The organism is Lentzea alba (assembly GCF_047445655.1).
Lineage (GTDB): Bacteria > Actinomycetota > Actinomycetes > Mycobacteriales > Pseudonocardiaceae > Lentzea > Lentzea alba_A.
The window spans coordinates 18,223-36,904 of the sequence record NZ_JAJAEG010000034.1; the positions used below are offsets into that span (position 1 = coordinate 18,223).

Genomic DNA, 18,682 nt, shown 5'->3' on the forward strand with positions numbered 1-18,682 from the left:
ATGCCTGCTCATGACCTCGATCGACCCCGCAGAGCTGGAAGTCTGCCTGCGCGTGCTTGCCCAGGTCGAGGACCTGCCCGCGGAGCACGAGGACGCGGTGCGCGTCCGCCGGGCCACCGCGAAGATCTTCAAGGCCGCGAAGAAGTTCCGGAAGACCGAGCGCCGGGCCGCCATCACGGCCAACGACCGCGCGGTCACCGCGCTGACCGCCACCGGGTCGCCGGACCGCATCGACGACGAGACGCAGGGCCTGCCCCTGGTGTCGAACGCCGCCGGTGCCACTGCCGGCACGCTGCTGCGCGCACGCTCGTGCTACACGTGCCGCAAGCGGTTTGTCGAGGTAGACGCCTTCTACCACAACCTGTGTCCGGCCTGCGCCGCCTTCAACCACAGCAAGCGTGACGCGCGCACGGACCTGACCGGGCGCAACGCGCTGTTGACCGGTGGTCGCGCGAAGATCGGCATGTACATCGCGCTGCGCCTGCTGCGTGACGGTGCGCACACCACGATCACCACCCGGTTCCCCAAGGACGCCGCGCGCCGGTTCGCGTCGATGCCCGACTCCGCCGAGTGGATCGACCGGCTCAAGATCGTGGGCATCGACCTGCGCGACCCGGCCCAGGTGCTGGCGCTGGCAGACGAGGTGGCTGCGCACGGCCCGTTGGACGTGCTCATCAACAACGCCGCGCAGACCGTGCGCCGGTCTGCTGGTGCTTACGCTCCGCTGGCTGCCGCCGAGCACGAGGCGTTGACCGGGGACGCTCGGCGGCCCGAGCTGATCTCGTTCGGTGGGCACGGGCAGCTGGCGTTGCCCGGGACCGCCGTGCCCGAGGCGCACTCGGTGACGACTTTGGCATTGATGGCCGGGTCCAAGGACATCGACGCCGGTGGGTTGGTGCCGGACACCGCCGCGGTGAACTCGTGGATCCAGAACGTCGACGAGGTCGATCCGGTGGAGCTGCTCGAGGTGCAGCTGTGCAACTCGACGGCGCCGTTCCTGCTCATCTCGCGGCTGCGGTCGTCGATGGCCAAGTCGGCTTTCCGTCGTAAGTACGTGGTGAACGTGTCCGCCATGGAGGGGCAGTTCTCGCGTGCCTACAAGGGTTCCGGGCATCCGCACACGAACATGGCCAAGGCCGCGTTGAACATGTTGACCCGGACCAGTGCCGAGGAGATGTTGCAGGCGGACGGGATCTTGATGACCGCCGTCGACACCGGGTGGATCACCGACGAGCGGCCGCACCCGATGAAGATGCGGCTCGCCGATGAGGGGTTCCACGCGCCGTTGGACCTGGTGGACGGGGCCGCGCGGGTGTACGACCCGATCGTGCGCGGTGAGGCCGGGGAGGACCTGTACGGGTGCTTCCTGAAGGACTACGCGACTGCGCCCTGGTAGCTGTGTTCATTTCCCCCGCCCACCACCCCCGCCTCCGGCGGCTCTGAAGAACGGCGCAGCCTCCGGCCGCGCCGCCAAAGAAGCCGCAGCCTTCGGCCGCGTCGTGTGGGTCTGACCGGCACCCACAGGCGCCACCATCAGCGCACCGGCACCACCTCTAACAGCGGCGTTGGTGGCGCACGTGTCCGGGGTACCCGTCGGACGCACCCGAACGAGCCCTTTCGTCAGGCCAGGGGCATATTCGACCACGTGTTCGAGTACCCATTTGTCATGAGAACTGTGTGGCGGGGAGCACTTCGGTTCGGGATGACGACGATGGCGGTGCGGCTGGTCTCGGCCGCCACCGAGCACCGCAGCAGGGTGCATCTGGTGCACCGCGAGGACAGCGGGCGCGTGCGGCACCAGCAGGTGTGCGGTGAGTGCTCGCTGCGGCTGACGCCGGAGGACATCGGGCGGGGGTACGAGCTCGACGACGGGCGCATCGTGCAGATCGATCCGGGTGAGCTGCCGGAGCCGGAGCCGAGTGTCATCGACGTGCAGCAGTTCACGCCGCAGACCGATGTCGACCCGATCGCGTTGCACCGCAGCTACTACGTCGAGCCGGACGATCTGTCGGTCCGCTCGTACGTGCTGCTGAGGGAGACCCTGGAGCGCACCAAGACCGCGGCCATCGTGAAGTTCGGGTTGCGCGGCAAGGAGACTCTCGCCGCGATCCGGCCACAGCAAGGCGTGCTGGTGCTGCACACGTTGCTGTGGCCGGACGAGGTGCGCGAGCCGCACTTCGCGTTCCTGCACCGGGACACCGAGGTGCGCACCGGTGAACTGGCTGCCGCGGCGGCGCTGGTGCGGGCGCAGACACGGCCGTTCCGGCCGCACGACTACCCGAACCAGCACCACGAGGCGCTGCTGCAGCTGGTGGACTACCAGTTGGCGGGCTCTGCCAACGCGTAGCTCGTCGCGATGCGGTGGTGGTCGTGGTAGATGGACAGGGTGGACTGTCCCGCCGGCTTCCCGGTGCGCCACGCCGTGCAGTAGATGCCGGAGGACCACCGCATCGTCTTCGACGTCTTGGGCAGCACGGTCTGGGTGCGGGAGACGACGCGGGTGCCGTTGATCCAGACCTCGAACTTGCCGGTGTCGCGCGCCAGCTTGAAGCGCGTGACGATGCGGGTCCACTCGCCGCGCTTGATCTTGCCTGCGGTTCCGGAGATGCCGCCGGAGCCGCCGAAGCGGATCTCGTCGTTCTGCACGAACATCAGCAGCCACGGGCCTTCGGGGTCTTCCGGTGACCACTGCTGGAACGTGACGTTCTGGTTGTGGAACTGCCAGTTCGCCGGGAGCATGATCGCCTGGCCGTAGTAGCGGTCCTCCCCGACCGACTGCGCGCCGCGGTCGATGGTCTCCGAGTGGTAGCCGCCGGTCTCGCCGATGTAGGTCTGCCGCGCCTCGATGGCCGTGGAGCCCTTGTACTTCACGTTCGTGACGTCGCGGATGACGCCGTTCTTCTGGGTGTAGTGGTAGTCCCAGCCGTTCAGGGTGCCTTCGTTCTGGAAGTCCACACCGGGCAGGGGCTGTGCCGCGAGCAGTGCCGCCATGAGCAGGGGGAGCATGAAAACGCGCCTTCCACGGGTGCCGGGTGGCGGCGGCGCAGCACACTAACATCAGTGCCCATGCTCGCCAGCCCGTCCGATCTCGTCGACCTGCTCGAGTGCGAGCACCGCAGCTACCTGGGACGCAACGACCGGCAGGGCGAGCCGGACCGACTCCAGGCCGAGGCCGACCGGACCGCCGCTGAGATGCGCGCCGGCCGGGACATCATCGAGAACCCCGTCTTCTTCGACGGCGAGTTCCACTGCACGGCGCAGACGCTCATCAGGACCCCGGACGGCTACGAACCCGTCGCCGAGGCCCAGGAAGCCACGCCGTTGGCGGTCCTGAGCCTGACCGCGGTCGCACAGGCACTCCAAGCCTCAACCGCTCACCTGGTCGTCGACGGCCGGCGCAGCTCGTTCCGGGTCGCCGACTTCATCCCGCTGCTCAACCGCCTCAAGGCCCGGCTCCCGGCACCGGTGCCGAAACGGTCGTGGGGCGACGTCCGGGCCGCGTGCAACGGCTGCCGGTTCGCCTGTCACTGCGCGACCGGGCGTGAAGAGGCACGTGACCTGTCGCTCGTGGCCGGGTTGCGGGCGGACCAGCGCAGGAAACTGGTTTCGGCCGGCATTGAAACGATCGACGAGCTTGCACGGACCGAGGAACGGCCCGCCACCCTGTCGCCCGCGAGCTTCACCGCGTTGACCGCGCAGGCGAGGCTGCAGGTGCAGCAGGAACGCACCGGCGTCACCACGTACGAGGTCGTCGCGCCGGAAGCGCTGCAGAACCTGCCCGAACCGCAAGAGGACGACGTGTTCCTCGAAGTGGACGGCGACACGTTCCGCACGCCCGGCTGGGAAGGCACTTTCGCCGAGTTCGTCGACCGCACACCGGCCGGCACGGTCTACCACTTCACGCCGCACGACCTCGCCGCGCGAGCCGCCCGCAGCGCGACCAAAGAGTCCGAAGTGGACGAACTCGTCAAGCGCTGCGTGGACCTCGGTGCGCTCACCCGCCGGGTGCTGCGGATCTCCACCCGCGAGTACACGCTCGCAGCGCTGAAACCGTTGGTGCAGGACGAGATCCCCACTCGGGGCCTGCGCGACCTGCTCGAAAGGATCAAGCGCGAGCACGGCGTCGAGACCGCGCCACCGCAGGAGCAGGACGAGGCCGCACGAGAGAAGGCGGCAGAGCGCGCGAGAAGAATGGCTGCGCTCACCGAGCCGTTGATCGCAGAAGGCCACACGTTGTTCGCGGCCACGGTCGGCTACCACCGGCGCGAGTCAAGTCCCGCCTGGGGGGACTTCTTCCGGCAGGCCGCAGCACCGATCTCCGATCTGGAGACCGACTCCAACTGCGCGGTCCCGATCACGCTGCGAGCTGAGGACTGGGTGCCGCCGAGCGGGCGGATCCGCACCCACAAACGTCAGGTGCACGCGCGGATCGACCCGGAGCGCCCTCATCCGTTCGGGCAGGGCGAGCAGGTCCGGCTCCTCTACCCCGGCAACGTCACGCGCAACGCCGCCGTGGCGGACGACAACCCGTACGAGCTCGTGATCACTGAGAGCGCTTCCGCGGAGCACGCCGAACTGCCGATCGCCGTCCTCCCCGGTAGTCCCGTTCCCGCGTCACCGAAGGACGAAGCCGTCGCGGAACTGGCCGAGCAGGCGATCCACCTGCTGCCGCTGCTCCCCCGCAACCCCGGCATCGACCTGCTGCTGCGCACCCCACCGGGCCAGCTGCCGCAGCACCCCGACGTCGTGCAGGCCGTGATCAAGGCGGTGGACCAGCTCGACGGTGGCACGCTCGCCGTGCAGGGCCCGCCCGGTGCCGGCAAGACGTACCTGGCGACCAAGCTCGTCAAGCACCTCATCGACCAGGGCAAGACCGTCGCGGTGACCTCCACGTCGCACAAGGCCGTCGAGAACGTGCTCGGATCAGCTGACCCGAGCATTCCGATGGCCAAGCGCCCCAAGGGAAAGCCCGAGGAGGACGTTCCCTGGGACCAACCGAAGGACAACGGCGCGCTCGCGAGGTGGCGTGAGGAACACCCGCAGGGACACCTCGTCGGCGGCACCGCGTGGACGTTCTCGAACGCCGTGATCAAGGCGCAGCCGTTCGACGTGATGATCATCGACGAGGCCGGCCAGTTCGCGCTCGCCGACGCGGTGGCGGTGGGCACGGCGGCCAAGAACCTCGTGCTGCTGGGAGATCCGCAGCAGCTGCCCCAGGTCGTGCAGGGCGTGCACCCGCCCGGCAGTGACGCCTCCGCGCTCGGGCACCTGCTCGGCGACGCCGACGTCATCCCTGACCATTTGGGCTATTTCCTCGCCGAGACGCGGAGGATGCACCCCGCGGTGTGCAAGCCGGTGTCCGAATTGTCCTACGCGGGACTGCTCCATTCGCACGAAACTGCCCACAACCGCGGCATTGAAGGCATCGAGCCCGGCATCTACCTGCGTGAGGTCGACCACCAGCACAACATCACGTCGTCGACCGAGGAAGCCGACGCCGTGGTGGACACCGTGCGGCGCATAGTCGGTCGTACGTGGACTGACAATGGCCGAACGCGCGAACTCACGTGTGCGGACGTGCTTGTCGTCGCGCCCTACAACCTGCAGGTCAGGATCATCCGCAGACGGTTGGCAGATGCGGGTTTCGACGAAACGCGGGTGGGCACAGTGGACCGGTTCCAGGGGCAGGAGGCACCTGCGGTCATCATGTCCATGACGTCGTCGTCCACCGTGGACCTGCCGCGTGGCCTGGACTTTCTTTTGTCACGTAACAGATTGAACGTAGCACTCTCCCGTGCCCAGGCGCTCGCCGTGATGATCTGCTCGCCACAGCTGCTGGACGCGGACGTCCGGGGCGTGGAACAGATGCGACTTGTGGCCGGTGCCATCGGCCTAACAGAAAACATGAGGATCTATCCGTGGTGACACCTTAGCGTTGTCATACGGTGACCTTTCGAGCGCTCTCTGTTGCTAGCGTGGCGCGGTTCACCCGGTCGGGTGATTCAGTTATCTGATGTGCTCGATCCGCCAACGCACCAACCAGAGCAGGAGATTCCATGGCAAGCAGAGTTCTCGGCGCGTTCGCGGTGGCGGCCACCGCGGCCCTGGCTTCGCTGGCACTGGCCACCCCGGCCAGCGCACACACCCCGGTGTCCTCAGCGGAGTGCGTCAAGGACAAGGCTGTGCTGAAGGTCAAGCTGACCCAGTACGCGGGCGGCAACAAGAACACCGTGCTGATCAAGGACGGTGACAAGGTCCTGGTCGACGAGACGTTCGGCCAGAGCTGGGGCGAGAAGAAGTTCGAGGCCGACGGCACGGTCGCGCACACCTTCACCATCACGGTGAAGGCTTCGGACGGCGACAAGTACAACTACGAGAAGACGCACAAGACTCCGCCGTGCGTCAAGCCGGAGCAGCCGAAGCCGAGCGAGCCGTCCAAGCCGCAGGAGCCGAAGCCGAGCACGCCGTCGGAGGCGCCCTCGTCCTCCGTGACGCCGCCGTCGTCGTCGACTCCGGTTGCACCGGCTCCCGGTGGCAGCACGCCGGAACCGCCGCTCGCGGCGACCGGTGCGTCGCCGATGTGGCTGCTGCTCTCGGGTCTGGGGCTCGTGGGCGCCGGTGCCGGCACCCTGCTGTTCCTGCGCCGTCGTCGCGCGTGAACTAGCTGATCGACGAACGGGGGCGGTCCTGCGGGCCGCCCCCGTTTCTGCTTGCTAGAGGTCCAAAGTGGTCTCCGGGCCGTGGCCCTCGCGGATGAACCACTCGGTGCCGAACGGGATCGCGAACGTCTCGTCGTCCAGCGCCAGGAAGAAGGACTGCTCGGGGATCTGCGAGGCGTGAGCGCGCATCGCCGCCCGCTTCACGTCCAGGTACTTCGAGACGTCAACGCCGACGTTGATCTCCGACTCGGGCACGGCGCCGTCCATGTCGATGCCCGGGGGGGTTCTCCATCCCCACGCGCCGCATGGCTTCCTCGAACTCCGACTCGCGCATCATCGCCTGGTACACGGCGCGCGTTCCGGCGATCTCCGCCGCACGCTTGCCCACGCGGTGCACCTGGATGTGGTCCGGGTGGCCGTAGCCGCCGAAACTGTCGTAGATCGTCAAAGCGGAAGCGTCTTCTTCCACCAGGATCGCGGCGAGCTTCTGCGCGGCCTCCTCGACGTCCGCCGTCCAGAACGAGCCCGGTCGCGAGTTCAGCTCGTCGCCCATCATCCCGGAGTCCAGGTAGCCCAGGAACTCCACGCGCGCCACGCCCAGCAGGTCGGCCGCCGCGTGTGTCTCCGCCACCCGGCGCTCCCACAGCTCCTCGCCGTCCTCCAGGAAGTCCGGGATCTCGCCGACCTCGCCGCGCGTCGCCACGACGAGCACGACCCGGTGTCCCTCCTCGTACGCCTTCCGCATCACCCCGCCCGTGACGATGCACTCGTCGTCCGGATGCGCGTGGAACGTCACCAGTGTTGCCATGTCCGCGACGTTACCCGCGAATGGAACTTCCCAATTCCCGCAGGCCCGCGCGGCTCCCTACCGTGGGGATCAGACCCCAGGCCGTGTCCTGCAAGCCCGTCCGCGATAGTCGAACTGCCTTGCAGGACACGGCCTTGGCCGCAGGGAGGTTCGCCGTGCGCGTGCTGTGCACAGTCGCGTTCTCGGCTGCCCACGCGCGCGCCGCTCTCCCCCTCGTCTCGATGCTCACCGAGCTGGGGCACGAGGTGTTGGTGGCGGGCCCGGCCAGCGTCCTGGAGGGCTTCGTGGGCGAGCCCGTGCGCACGGTCGCCGCGCTGCCCGAGGTGTGCGACCAGCTCGCGGACCTGTTGCAGGGCGAGGTGCTCGCGCTCCCACCGGACTACGACCCGTTCGCCGACGAGATGCTCGTCGAGTTCGCCGCCGGGCCGCACATCACGCCGACCGCGCGGGCGTTGCTGCCGGTCGCCGCCGACTTCCGGCCGCATCTGGTACTGCGGGCCGGAATCGAGTTCTCCGGCGTGCTGGTCGCGGAACGGCTCGGGGTGCCGCACGTCGCCGCGCCGACCGGTGTCGGGCAGTACATGGACCGCCTGACCCTGTTGAACGCGCTCAACGAACGGCGTGCGGAGCTCCGGCTGCCGCTGCACGAGTCGCTCGACTCGGCGCACCGGTACGGCCGGTTGGACGCCGTCCCACCGGCCTACTCCTTTGCCCGCCAACGGATGCCCGCCGCGTTCGCCTACCAGCAGCCCTCCCACCACAGCGACGGCGAGCGCCTCCCGCAGTGGATCGCGGATCTGGATCCGGGCAAACCGCTGGTCGTCGCGTCGACGAGCACGTCCGGCGGGGTGTTCGCGACCGAATCCGCGTTGCGGCTCTTCGACTTCGACGCCATCCCGGACCAGGCGCTGCGGCACTCCCCCTTGGCACACCTGGAAACGCTGATCACGGGACTGGCCGCGGTCGACTGCGAGGCGGTGGTGCTGACCGGCAGCCTGCCGGTCGAGGCGCACGCCGCCCCGAACGTCCACCTCGTCGAGTCGGTGCCCCAGGCGTTGTTGCTGCAGGCGGCCGACCTGCTGGTGTCGCACGGCGGCTACAACTCGATCCGCGAGGCCATGCGCGCCGGCGTGCCCGTCGCGGTGCTTCCCGTGCTGCACGACCAGATGCACAACGCACACCGCGTCACCGAACTGAAGCTGGGCGTGCGGGTGCCCGACTTCCAGCCGGACGCGGTGGCGAAAGCCTGCCGCCACGCCCTCGCGAACATGGAGATCCGCCACGCCGTCCGCAAGGCTCAGCGGCACGTGCTCGGGTTGCCGCCGATCCGTGCGGTGGCCGGCTATCTGGAACGGATCGTGCTGCGCAACAGAAAGCTTGTGAGCATGTGAAAGGGCGGTGCCTCCTCCCCCAAAGATCTAATGGAGCAGGCAGGCACCGCCCTCGGCGAACTCGTGGAGCTATCGCAGGGTCAGGTTCCAGGCGTTGATGTACCCGGTGTCACCGGAGTACACGTCCTGGACCCGCAGCTTCCACGTGCCCGCCGCGACCTCGGACGAGGCGTTGACCGTGTAGGTCGCCACCACGTTGTCGGCGCTGTCCGAAGAGGACGAGTTCTTCAGCCGGTAGGCGGTGCCGTCCGGCGCGATCAGGTCGATCACCAGGTCACCGCGGTAGGTGTGGACGATGTCCACGCCGACCTTGGTGGTCGAGGAGGCGTTGCCCGTCACCGAGGAGCTGATCGAGGACTCGACGGTGCCCCGGTCGATGATCGTGACGTCGGTCGTGTTCTCCAGACCACCGCTGGGAGGCGGCGTGGTGTCCAGAGCGTTCACGGTCTTCGTCGCGTCGGCGAGGCCGGCGCCGCAGCCGCCGGAGCAGGTGCCCGGCAGCGGCCGGACGTTCGCCTTGATCAGGCTCTTGACGTCCGCCGGGGTGATCGACGGCTTCTTCGCCACGAGCAGTGCCGCGAGGCCCGCGATGTGCGGGGCGGCCATCGACGTGCCCTGGTACGGCTTGTAGTTCTCGGCACCGGGGGTGGTCGTGCCGGCGTTCAGCGTGGACCAGATGCCGTTCTCCGGCGTGGTGATGGTGCCGGGGGTGTCGGTGCCGCGACGGGTCTCGCCGCCGGGCGCCGCCACGTCGATGCGCGTGCCGAAGTTCGAGTAGAACGCCTTGTTGCCCTCACGGGACGACGCGGCCACGGTGATCACGCCGTTGCAGTTCGCGGGCGTGAAGTTCGCGACGTTGGCGTTGGAGTTGCCCGCCGCCACGACCACGGTGGTGCCGCGGTTGATGGCGCCGTTGATCGCGTTCTGGTAGGTCGTCGAGCAGGACGACTGACCGCCCAGCGACATGTTGATGACCTTGGCGGGCGTGGCGTTCGCGGGAACACCGCTCACCGTGCCACCCGACGCCCAGGTGATCGCGTCGGCGATGTCCGAGGTCGCGCCACCGCACTTGGCGAGCACGCGCAACGGCTGGATCTTGGCGTCGTAGGCGATGCCCGCGACACCCTTGCCGTTGTTCGTGGACGCGGCGATCGTGCCGGCGACGTGCGTGCCGTGCCAGGACGAACCCTGGTCCTGCGCGGGCACCGGGTTGCCGAGGGCGTCGGTGCCGCACTCACCGCGAGCGACCCAGTCGCCCTCGTCGGCCGGGTTGCTGTCACGGCCGTTGTTGTCACGGGCACGGGCCGAGTCCGACACGAAGTCGTACCCCGCGACGACTCGGGCCGAGAGGTCGCTGTGCGCGACGTAACCGGTGTCGATCACGGCGACGGTCACACCGGCGCCGGTGGTGCTGGCCCACGCGCCGGGCACGTTCATGCCCGCGGTGGCCTCGAACAGGTCCCACTGCCGGGAGTACTCGGTGTCGTTCGGGTCCGCGAACGGCTGCATCAGCAGGTCCGGCTCGACGAACGCGACATCGGGGTCGGCCTTGAAGGCCTGGATGGTCGACTCGGCGTTGGAGGTCTTCTCACCGAGGTTGACGACCACGGCACCGCTGGACATGCGGCGGTGCACGGACTTGCCCTTGTTCTTCGCATCGTCCGAGGCAGCGGTGTCGGACGAGGCTTCGGCGGTGCCCGGCTTGTAGCCGACGATCAACCGTTCGAAGGGGCGGTTCACCTGGGTCGAGTCCGGCTGGGACTGAACCGGGGAGGGAGCGGCGGCGCTGACTGGTGAGACAACGCTGAGCACGGCGGCGGAGACAGCCGCGGCGCACAGGCTCGTGCGTCGCAATCCGTTCACGAGACAGGGTCCTTCCACACAGGGCCTTCGCGTGCCGTTGAGGGCGTCAGGGATCTGAACCGGCTGCGGAGGTGGGCAGGACCGTAAGCAGCGCCACACCTGCGAAAACAGGTCTAGCGGAGTCCGATTTCCGACACTGACGTGTTCACGACAGGCCGACTGCGCTGAATGGCGCACAATATGGCCGTGTTCGGACACCTGGGCGTCTCGCCGGAGCTAACGGCCGTTTACGAGCTTCTGGTATCGGGAGGCAGCCGCACGACCGCTGAGATCGGTGTTTCTTCCGGCTCGCTGGAACGGATGCGGGAGCTCGGCATGGTCCGGCACCTGCCGGGGGACGTGTGGCAGGCCGTCGCGCCCGACCTCGCCGTGGAAGGCCTGATCGCGGCCCGCGAGGAGGAACACCGCAAGGCCCGCGCGGACGTCGGCCCGCTGATGGAGCTCTACCTGCGCAACCGCGACGAGGAACAGGCCGACAACGCGTTCGTCGAGGTCGTGTCCGGTGTGGGCGCGGTGCGCGAGCTGTGGCACACGCTGCTGCGCGGCGCCCGCGAAGAGGTCTGCGTGCTCGACCAGCCACCGTACGTGACGCCGCTGGGCGAGCACGTCGCTCTGGAGGACGAGACACGGCTGCGCGACGTGGTGTGGCGCGTGGTCTACGACCGGTCCGCTGTGGACCTGCCGGGCCGCGTCACCGAGATCATCGAACTGGTCGCGGCCGGCGAACGGGCCCGCGTGACGCCGACGCTGCCGTTCAAACTCGCCGTGATCGACACGCACGCCGCCGTGCTGCCGGTGGCGAACGGCGACGTGATCGAGAAGGTGCTGCTGATCCGGCCGTCGGCGTTGCTGGACGTGCTGCGGTCGACGTTCGAGCTGTACTGGGACAAGGGAATCCCGTTCAGTCCGGGTGGGATCTACGCGGCGGCGGCCGATGTGGACCCGAACCTGCTCGGGTTGCTCGCGGCCGGGCTGACCGACGAGTCGATCGCACGGCAGATGGGTCTGGCGCCGCGGACGGTGCAGCGGCGGGTGCGGCAGCTGATGGACCGGTGCGGGGCGCAGACCCGGTTCCAGGCCGGCGTGCAGGCGATGCGCAGGGGCTGGTTGTAAAAACGATCTTGCACGCAACCCCGGTGATCTTGCGTACGTCTTCCCCTGTGCAAGCACACGATCACCAGGGGGACACATGCGCATGCGCAAGGTGACGGCGGCCGCCCTGACGGGCCTCGCGCTCGTCGGTCTGGCGGGTACGGCAACGGCTTCGGCCTCTGCCGCTGGGGACTACCCGTGGCCGCCGAAGGACATCACGCCGGTCCACAAGACCAAGGCGGAGCTGCAGAAGCAGGCGGACGGGTTCTCCGCGCACCAGCAGCGGAGCTACCCGAAGGTCTTCCGCGGCGCGCAGAACGTCGTGCCCGGTCCGTGGGGCGGTGAGGCGCCGGGCGTGTTCGACGACATGCAGTACATGGCGAACTCGGTCTCGTTCACCTACCAGGGCCGCGAGTTCAACGTGATCACGCAGGTCAACGCGCCGGGCTTCTACACCGCCTCGCCCAAGCAGCTCTGCGAGCGGGAGAAGTGCACCGGCACGGTCAGCGACAGGCGGGGTGGCGTGATCGTCTTCAGTGAGCTCGACCAGTTCAACATGAGCCTGGCGACGAACTTCCGCCCGAACGGCGAGGTCGTCTGGACCCAGGGCTCCAAGCAGGACGACCGGGCGCAGCTGGCGGCGGTGGCCTCCGACCGCGCCTACACGTTCACCAAGTAGCAATCGTTCCGGGTAACACCAACAGGAGCGGGGGGTGCCGGTCATGGAGTCACCGGCAGCGCCCGCTCAGTCAACTGGCGACCTTGCGCGCGGCCACCAGTTGCCCGTCCGCGAACCCTTCGACGCGCACCTCGGAGCCGGTCGCGGTCAACGTCGCGGTGTGCGCGCCGTCGGTCACGTCCAGCGAGGTGGCCGGGCGGCCATCCACGTAGATGTCCACCCGGTCGAGGTTCACGGTGTCCAGTGAGACGGTCGAGCCTTCGACCGCCACCCCGAGCCGGCGCACGGGCATCGCCGCGAGCAGCGATCCGGCTCGCGCCAGCAGATCCACGTTGCCCTGCAACAGGTCTGCCCGCGTCAGCTTGTGCTGGTGCGTCGGGCGCACGCCGAGGTCCTCCACGGGCGTGCCGGCGAGCTTGCCGACGCGCAACGTGCGGCGGATCGACACGCGCATGTTCGCCTTGTTGGGCAGCGGCTTGTACGGCGACTCGGGGTCGCCCGGCGCCGGGATCCTCAGCAGCGTCGAGAGCAGCCCGTGCGTCCACACGTTCGCGCCGCCCGCACCGGTGTTGTCGTCCACGCCGAGGATCGGGCCGAGCTCGTGGTCGGCCCAGCCCGCCGCGAAGATGTCGGTGGCCGAGTAGCAGCGCGCGTCGGTGATCAGCACGACCGGGCCGTGGTAGGTCTGGCCCACGGCGTTCGCGCCCGCGACCGGCGTGATCGTGTGCGAGCAGGAGAACGCCTGGCCGGTCTCGGTCGACGAGTCCAGCGACGGGAACCACGGGCCGAGGTCGATCTGGCCGGTCGGGTCGTCCGCGTGGCGGCGGCAGATCCGCAGGTTCAGCGGCGTGCTCAGGAACTGCACGGGTTCCGGGTCGATGCGCCGCGGCGTCATCGTCTGCAGCAGGAACTCCGACGCGAAGATGTGGCCGCCGCCGTTGTCGCGCACGTCGACGACGAGTCCGTTCTGCGGCAACAAGGCCGCGAGCCGGACGAACTCCTTCAGGAACGCGTCGGGGTCGTCCACGCTGAACGTGAAGATCCGCAGGTGGCCGAACTCGCCGGACGGCGTGGTGATCGGCCGCGCCCGGAACACGCCGGGCATGGTGGTCGGGACGTCCTGCGCGGCCATCGCGACGGTGCCACCGGCGGCCTCGGCCTGCACGACCTTGGGGGCGTGCAACAACTTCTTGGCGCGCGCCTTCTCGTCGGAGTCCAGGTCGACACCCTGCGCGGCCGCGGCGGGCGACAGCGAGTCGACGTCCGTCATCGGAGGCAGGTTGTCGGTCACCTGCCAGTCGACGCGGAGGTCCTCGGAACCGGCCTCGCCGCGGTAGGTCACGACGACCCAGTCCTCGTCGGGCGGGAGCTGGATCACCAAGGGGCGCAACGTGAGCGACTCCAGGCCGCGGGCGAGGTTCGCGGCCGTGTTGCTGCCGCAGAAGTCCGCGCCGTTCAACGCCACCGCGCGGGCGATCGGCGTGCCGTTCCAGTGCGTCACCTCGGTGCCGATGGCCAGCCCGTCGAAGCCCGCGACCGTGCGCGCGACGATGTACTCCTCGGTGCCGTCCGCGTCGAAGCAGCGCTCCAGCTGGAACGGCAGGAAGGCGATCTTGCCCGCGAACGGGGCCGGCAGCAGGTAGTTGGTGTGCAGGTCGCGCACCGAGTGGAAGGTGCTCGACAGCTCGCGGTGGAACTGCCACTCGGGCTCGGCCGTGGCGTCGGTCTGCCGTTCGAGTCTGGCACGTAAGACCCTGAGTCTTTGCACAGGATTCACCGCGTGCATCGCGACTTTCAGCGGCAGATGCGCGTAGTTCTGTTCCAGCATGATCAGGGCCTGGTCGACGATCAGCTTGCGCTGCGCCAGCGTGAGACTCCCGGCGGTGGCGAGGAACTCGGCGAGTCCGACGGAGTTTGCGACGTTCGGGTGAGCGGTTGCGGTCATGGTGGGGCCTCCTTGCCAAGTAGAGGCTTTCCAGGGCGGCTGGATACACCTTTTTCACCCGTTCGGCCGCTAACTGGAGCAGTTTTGGCACCGACAACTGGAGTAAAGGGAGGCCGGCGATGAGTCCGAGAGCCCTGGAACTGCGCATCCACGGGGTGAACAACACGCCCCCGTACGCGATGCTGGCGCTCCCCGACCACGCCGTCGAGCAGTTCCGCGGCGATCGCTTCGGCAGCTTCTGGCGGCCGAACCCGGACAGACTGGCCGACCTGCCACCGGATCACGCCGGGCAGGTGCCCGCGGACGTGCGGCGCGAGGCGTACTCGTGGGGCGGCATGGCGCGCAGCAGCCCCGGGGTGCCGGGCAGCGGGGTGCCGTCGGTGCTCGCGAACGTGCTGGGGCGCATCGGATGGGCGTTGCTGCTGCCGTTCGGGCTGGCGAACGTCGCCTACTGGTCCCGCAAGCTCCCGGACGACTCGGTCCCGTCCACGAAGCGGATGGTGTGGTGGAACGCCGGGCGCGGCGCTGCTTCGACGCGGCTGTTCGGGCTCGGGCTCACCGTGCTGCTGGTGCTCGCCGTGTGCGAGGTGGCGATCGACGTCTACGCGATCCAGTGCTCGTTGCCGGGCACGACCTGCAAGCGGCTGCCGGAGTTCCTGGACCTGCTCGGTGATCCCGCGCGGCACGTCCGGGTGCTCACCGCGTCCGCCGTGCCGGTGCTGTTGTTGCTCGGGTTGCTGGCGCTGACCTCGTTGTCGCGCAGCAGGTACGAGCAGGCGGCGATGCGCGAGGACCCCGTGCGGCGGCCCGGCGTGATGCTCAGCCGGAAGTCGATGTGGGAGGGCAGCCCGCGGATCCGCCGGCTCACCCGCCTGCACCTCGCCGCCGGGTGCAGCGTGGTGACGCTCGTGACGAGCGCCGAGCTGGTGCACCACTGGTTCTTCGTGGTGATCACCGTGCTGGCGGCCGCTGTGCTGGCGGTCGTCATGGCGCGGGTCGTCGTGACCGCGACCGACTGCCCGGACGTGCCGCTGACCGAGCAGGGCGGGCTGTGGTCGTGGCTGCTGATGATCTCCGCCGTGATCGTGCTGGTGGCGCACGGGTTCGGGCTCTACTCGATCGCGCCGGCCTTTACCGGGCCGCTGTGGCTGACGTCGTGGGGACCGCCGGTCGTCGCGGTGGCGTTGCTCGGTTCCGTGCTGGCGGCGTGGTCGTGGCGGCGCAACGACGCCAAGGGGCCTTTGGTCCTGCTGGTGCTGTTCGTGGCTTTCATGGTTGCCACGTACTGGGTGTCGCTCGCCTGGATCGGTGCGGCGGTGTTCGGCGGGGTGCTCGCGTGGCGGGCGCGACCTCGGGCCGGTGACGAGTGGCAGGCGTGGCGTGGCGCGGGACCCGGCGTGCTGCTGGGGTTGTCGCTGACCACGTCGGTGATGCTGGCGACGGTGCTGGTGCTGACGTTCCGCGGCTGGGTCGGCACCGGGCTGCGGGCGCCGTCGTTCTACTCGTGGTTCAGCGCGGCCTTCGCCGTGGCGCTGGTTCCGTTGGTGCTGCTGGTGATCGCTCAAGCCCTGATGTTGTTGTCGCGCATCACCAAGCCGGCGGCGCTCGGTGGCGAGGGCCAGGTGCTGGTGGTGCGGGTGCGGCACGTGGTCGCCGTCACGCACCGGGCCGAGAACGTCATCGGTGTGCTGTCGACGTTGGGCGTGCTCGCGTTGCTGCTGACGGTCTACCTGACGTTCGACTCTCCAGCCTGGAGCCAGTGGGAGGGCGTCACGTGGGTGGTGGGCAAGGGCGACTGGGTCACCGGGCTGGCCGGCGTCGCGGTCATCGGGTCGTTCGTCGGCGCAGGGATGCTGACGAACCGGCGGCCGCTGGGTTTGTTGTGGGATCTGATGTGTTTCCTGCCGCGCACCGCGCACCCGTTCGCGCCGCCGTGCTACGCGGAGCGCGCGGTGCCGGAGATCGCCGACCGGACCCGCGAGTTCCTGGACGAGTCGCCTGATCATCGCGTCGTGCTGTCCGCGCACAGCTTGGGCGCCGTGCTGGCCGTGGCGGCGCTGTACGCGTTGCCAGAAGGGTATTTGCCGAGGGTGCAGCTGCTGACGTACGGCGTGCAGCTGCGGCCGTACTTCGGGCGGATCTTCCCCGAGCTGCTCGGGCCTGTGGTGCTCGGCACACCGGAAGTCCGCGCCGGCGCGATGTTCTCGTGCGACCCGTGGCGCCGCGAAGCCGGTACGACGCCAGACCGCGGACTCACGGTGCTGCTCGGTCCGAACTGGATAAACCTGTGGCGCCGCACCGACTACCTGGGCTTCCCCGTGCACGGCTGGACGACGAACTCCGTTGACAGGCTGGCAAATGAGACGGACGGGTCTCCGGACACAGTGGAGACTCACGGCGGGTACCACCTGTGCGGCGAGTACCGGCAGGCGTTCGCGGACCTCGTCTCAATTGATCTGAACCGGTCACCCGATGGTGAACGTGGAGGGGGTGGGAACCTGGAACGCAGTTGACTCAAGGAGAGACATGCGCACGACTGTGGCGACCCTCGTGGGTGCCGTACTGCTCACCGGTGGACTGGCCGCCTGTTCGAGCGAGGCCCCGTCCTCCTCGGCACCGGCCCCGACGGCGCCCGCCATCAAGCCGGTGGCGGAGACCGAGGTCGCGGGCCCTGCGGCGAACGGTGACCAGCCGAAGGGCATCACCTACGACGTCAAGCGGATCCCGGTGGGCGCCAAGCTCTCCACCGGCTCGTCCGTCGAGAATGGACAGACGACGGTCGAGCTGAAGGTGTCCGGCCTGCTGCCGAACACGAAGTACGGCTCGCACGTGCACACCAAGCCGTGCGGCGCCAAGCCCGCGGACTCGGGCCCGCACTACCAGAACGAGAAGGACCCGGTCACGCCGAGCGTCGACCCCAAGTACGCCAACGCCCAGAACGAGATCTGGCTCGACTTCACCACCGACGACAAGGGTGCCGCGACCGGCACGGCGACGGTGAAGTGGGAGTTCCGCAAGGGCGAGGCGAACGCGGTCATCGTGCACGCCACGCACTCCAGCACCGAGCACGGCAAGGCGGGCACCGCGGGCGACCGCCTCGCCTGCCTCACCGCCCAGTTCTGATTGATGAAGGGAACCTTCATCCACGTGAGGTGGATGAAGGTTCCCTTCATCGGTTGCTCAGCAGGGCCAGGTCAGGGCTACGTCGCCGGCCAGGTGTGGACCAGAGACGGGTTCCAGCACCGCCGCGCGCACGAGGTTGAGCACCTCGTATCGGGGTCCCGCGCGGCGAACCAGCCCGCGCACGCTCAACGCTTGCAGGACATCGTCGTTCTCCCAGCACCCCTGCTCGGCCATGCGCACGAGCGCGGCCCGCTCCCGGACGTTCAACGTGGACAGCGAGCGGCGCAGCGAGTCGCGCAGGTGCGCCGAGGTCGGGTCGAGCGGCGTGGACCGCAGCTTCTCCAGCAGGTGCTGCGGCGAGTAGACCATGAACCACCCGGCCGCGAACTCCAGTGCCGACGGCAGGCCGTCCAGCACGTGCACGAGACCGACCAGCGCGGCCTCGTTCGCGGGCTCCGGCCGGAACGCGGGCCGCACCCGGTGCACCTGCGTCACGAGCATCTTCACGGCGGCGTCGTCGTCGAGAGCCTCCAACGGGAACACGTGCTCGCCGTCGAACTCGGTCGGCGCCAGCGCGGTGACGACGATCCGCAGCCGCGGGTGCACCTCCAGCAGCCGCGGGTCCGGCCGGTGATCGGTGACCAGGACGGTGTTCAGGTTGTCGTCGATCGCGGGTGTCCGGCTCCCCGGCGACCACAGCACCGACCAGCCGTGCCGGAAGTGCAGCTCCCCCACCACCTCCAGCGCGAGCCGTGTCTTGCCGACGCCGCTGACCCCGGTGATGGTGACCAGCCGCTCCCCCTCGACCAGCAGATCGACCAGTGCGGCGGTCTCCGCCTCGCGTCCCACGATCGCCGACGCCGGCGCCGGTGGGGCCGTCGACACCCTCCCCGCGAACCGGCCACCGGCCTGCTGCAGGTGCGCACGGCTGCTGTCGTCCAGTCGCAGCCCCTCCGCGAGCAACCGCACCGTCTCGGCGCGTGGCGACCGCGTCCGGCCGCACTCCAGGTCGCGGATGGCTCGCACGCTCAGCATCGCGAAGTCGGCCAGCTGTTGCTGCGTCAGGCCGGCGTCCAGGCGATGCGTCCGCAGTAGTTCCCCGAACTCCTTCATGTTCGTTCC

At 69.0% G+C, this 18,682-nt stretch carries 13 protein-coding genes and 1 pseudogene; 9 read left to right on the top strand and 5 right to left on the bottom strand.

Features of this window, described 5'->3' with window-relative positions:
- The first annotated feature begins 10 nt into the window (after positions 1 to 10).
- Together LFM09_RS40270 and LFM09_RS40275 are read left to right on the top strand one after the other, a co-directional pair.
- Complete coding sequence (locus tag LFM09_RS40270; RefSeq protein ID WP_414101902.1) at positions 11 to 1,396, top strand: SDR family NAD(P)-dependent oxidoreductase; 1,386 nt, start codon at positions 11 to 13, stop codon at positions 1,394 to 1,396.
- Between the two features lie 270 nt (positions 1,397 to 1,666).
- Positions 1,667 to 2,347, top strand: a complete 681-nt coding sequence (locus tag LFM09_RS40275) for a Ku protein (RefSeq protein ID WP_414101903.1) — start codon at positions 1,667 to 1,669, stop codon at positions 2,345 to 2,347.
- Here LFM09_RS40275 and LFM09_RS40280 read toward each other — a convergent pair.
- Positions 2,317 to 3,006, bottom strand: a complete 690-nt coding sequence (locus tag LFM09_RS40280) for a heparin lyase I family protein (RefSeq protein WP_414101904.1) — start codon at positions 3,004 to 3,006, stop codon at positions 2,317 to 2,319. The two genes, LFM09_RS40275 and LFM09_RS40280, sit on opposite strands and share 31 nt — an antisense overlap.
- A gap of 60 nt (positions 3,007 to 3,066) precedes the next feature.
- On the opposite strand from LFM09_RS40280, the gene LFM09_RS40285 reads away from it, so the two are divergent.
- On the top strand, positions 3,067 to 5,925 hold the full coding sequence (locus LFM09_RS40285) for a DEAD/DEAH box helicase (protein ID WP_414101905.1): 2,859 nt from the start codon (positions 3,067 to 3,069) through the stop codon (positions 5,923 to 5,925).
- Positions 5,926 to 6,056: 131 nt separating this feature from the next.
- Entirely contained in the window at positions 6,057 to 6,659 is a 603-nt protein-coding gene (locus LFM09_RS40290; RefSeq protein ID WP_414101906.1) for an LPXTG cell wall anchor domain-containing protein, read from the top strand.
- Between the two features lie 54 nt (positions 6,660 to 6,713).
- Here LFM09_RS40290 and LFM09_RS40295 read toward each other — a convergent pair.
- Positions 6,714 to 7,467: pseudogene (locus LFM09_RS40295) on the bottom strand (PIG-L family deacetylase).
- Positions 7,468 to 7,601: 134 nt separating this feature from the next.
- Here LFM09_RS40295 and LFM09_RS40300 point away from each other — a divergent pair.
- A complete protein-coding gene (locus LFM09_RS40300; protein ID WP_414101907.1) occupies positions 7,602 to 8,858 on the top strand; it encodes a glycosyltransferase in 1,257 nt (418 codons plus the stop codon).
- A gap of 69 nt (positions 8,859 to 8,927) precedes the next feature.
- On the opposite strand, the gene LFM09_RS40305 is transcribed toward LFM09_RS40300, so the two are convergent.
- Complete coding sequence (locus LFM09_RS40305) at positions 8,928 to 10,721, bottom strand: S8 family peptidase (protein ID WP_414101908.1); 1,794 nt, start codon at positions 10,719 to 10,721, stop codon at positions 8,928 to 8,930.
- Positions 10,722 to 10,907: 186 nt separating this feature from the next.
- On the opposite strand from LFM09_RS40305, the gene LFM09_RS40310 reads away from it, so the two are divergent.
- Both LFM09_RS40310 and LFM09_RS40315 read left to right on the top strand, forming a co-directional pair.
- On the top strand, positions 10,908 to 11,834 hold the full coding sequence (locus tag LFM09_RS40310; RefSeq protein WP_414101909.1) for a hypothetical protein: 927 nt from the start codon (positions 10,908 to 10,910) through the stop codon (positions 11,832 to 11,834).
- Between the two features lie 76 nt (positions 11,835 to 11,910).
- Positions 11,911 to 12,492 (top strand): hypothetical protein, encoded by a 582-nt coding sequence (locus LFM09_RS40315; protein ID WP_414101910.1) that lies wholly within the window; start codon positions 11,911 to 11,913, stop codon positions 12,490 to 12,492.
- A 70-nt stretch (positions 12,493 to 12,562) separates the two neighbouring features.
- Here the strand turns inward: LFM09_RS40315 and LFM09_RS40320 are convergent, their stop codons facing one another.
- A complete protein-coding gene (locus LFM09_RS40320; protein ID WP_414101911.1) occupies positions 12,563 to 14,437 on the bottom strand; it encodes a S41 family peptidase in 1,875 nt (624 codons plus the stop codon).
- Positions 14,438 to 14,556: 119 nt separating this feature from the next.
- On the opposite strand from LFM09_RS40320, the gene LFM09_RS40325 reads away from it, so the two are divergent.
- Both LFM09_RS40325 and LFM09_RS40330 read left to right on the top strand, forming a co-directional pair.
- Complete coding sequence (locus LFM09_RS40325) at positions 14,557 to 16,950, top strand: hypothetical protein (RefSeq protein WP_414101912.1); 2,394 nt, start codon at positions 14,557 to 14,559, stop codon at positions 16,948 to 16,950.
- A 13-nt stretch (positions 16,951 to 16,963) separates the two neighbouring features.
- A complete protein-coding gene (locus tag LFM09_RS40330) occupies positions 16,964 to 17,560 on the top strand; it encodes a superoxide dismutase family protein (RefSeq protein ID WP_414101913.1) in 597 nt (198 codons plus the stop codon).
- A gap of 57 nt (positions 17,561 to 17,617) precedes the next feature.
- Here LFM09_RS40330 and LFM09_RS40335 read toward each other — a convergent pair whose 3' ends face one another.
- Entirely contained in the window at positions 17,618 to 18,673 is a 1,056-nt protein-coding gene (locus tag LFM09_RS40335) for a helix-turn-helix domain-containing protein (RefSeq protein ID WP_414101914.1), read from the bottom strand.
- Positions 18,674 to 18,682: the final 9 nt, after the last annotated feature.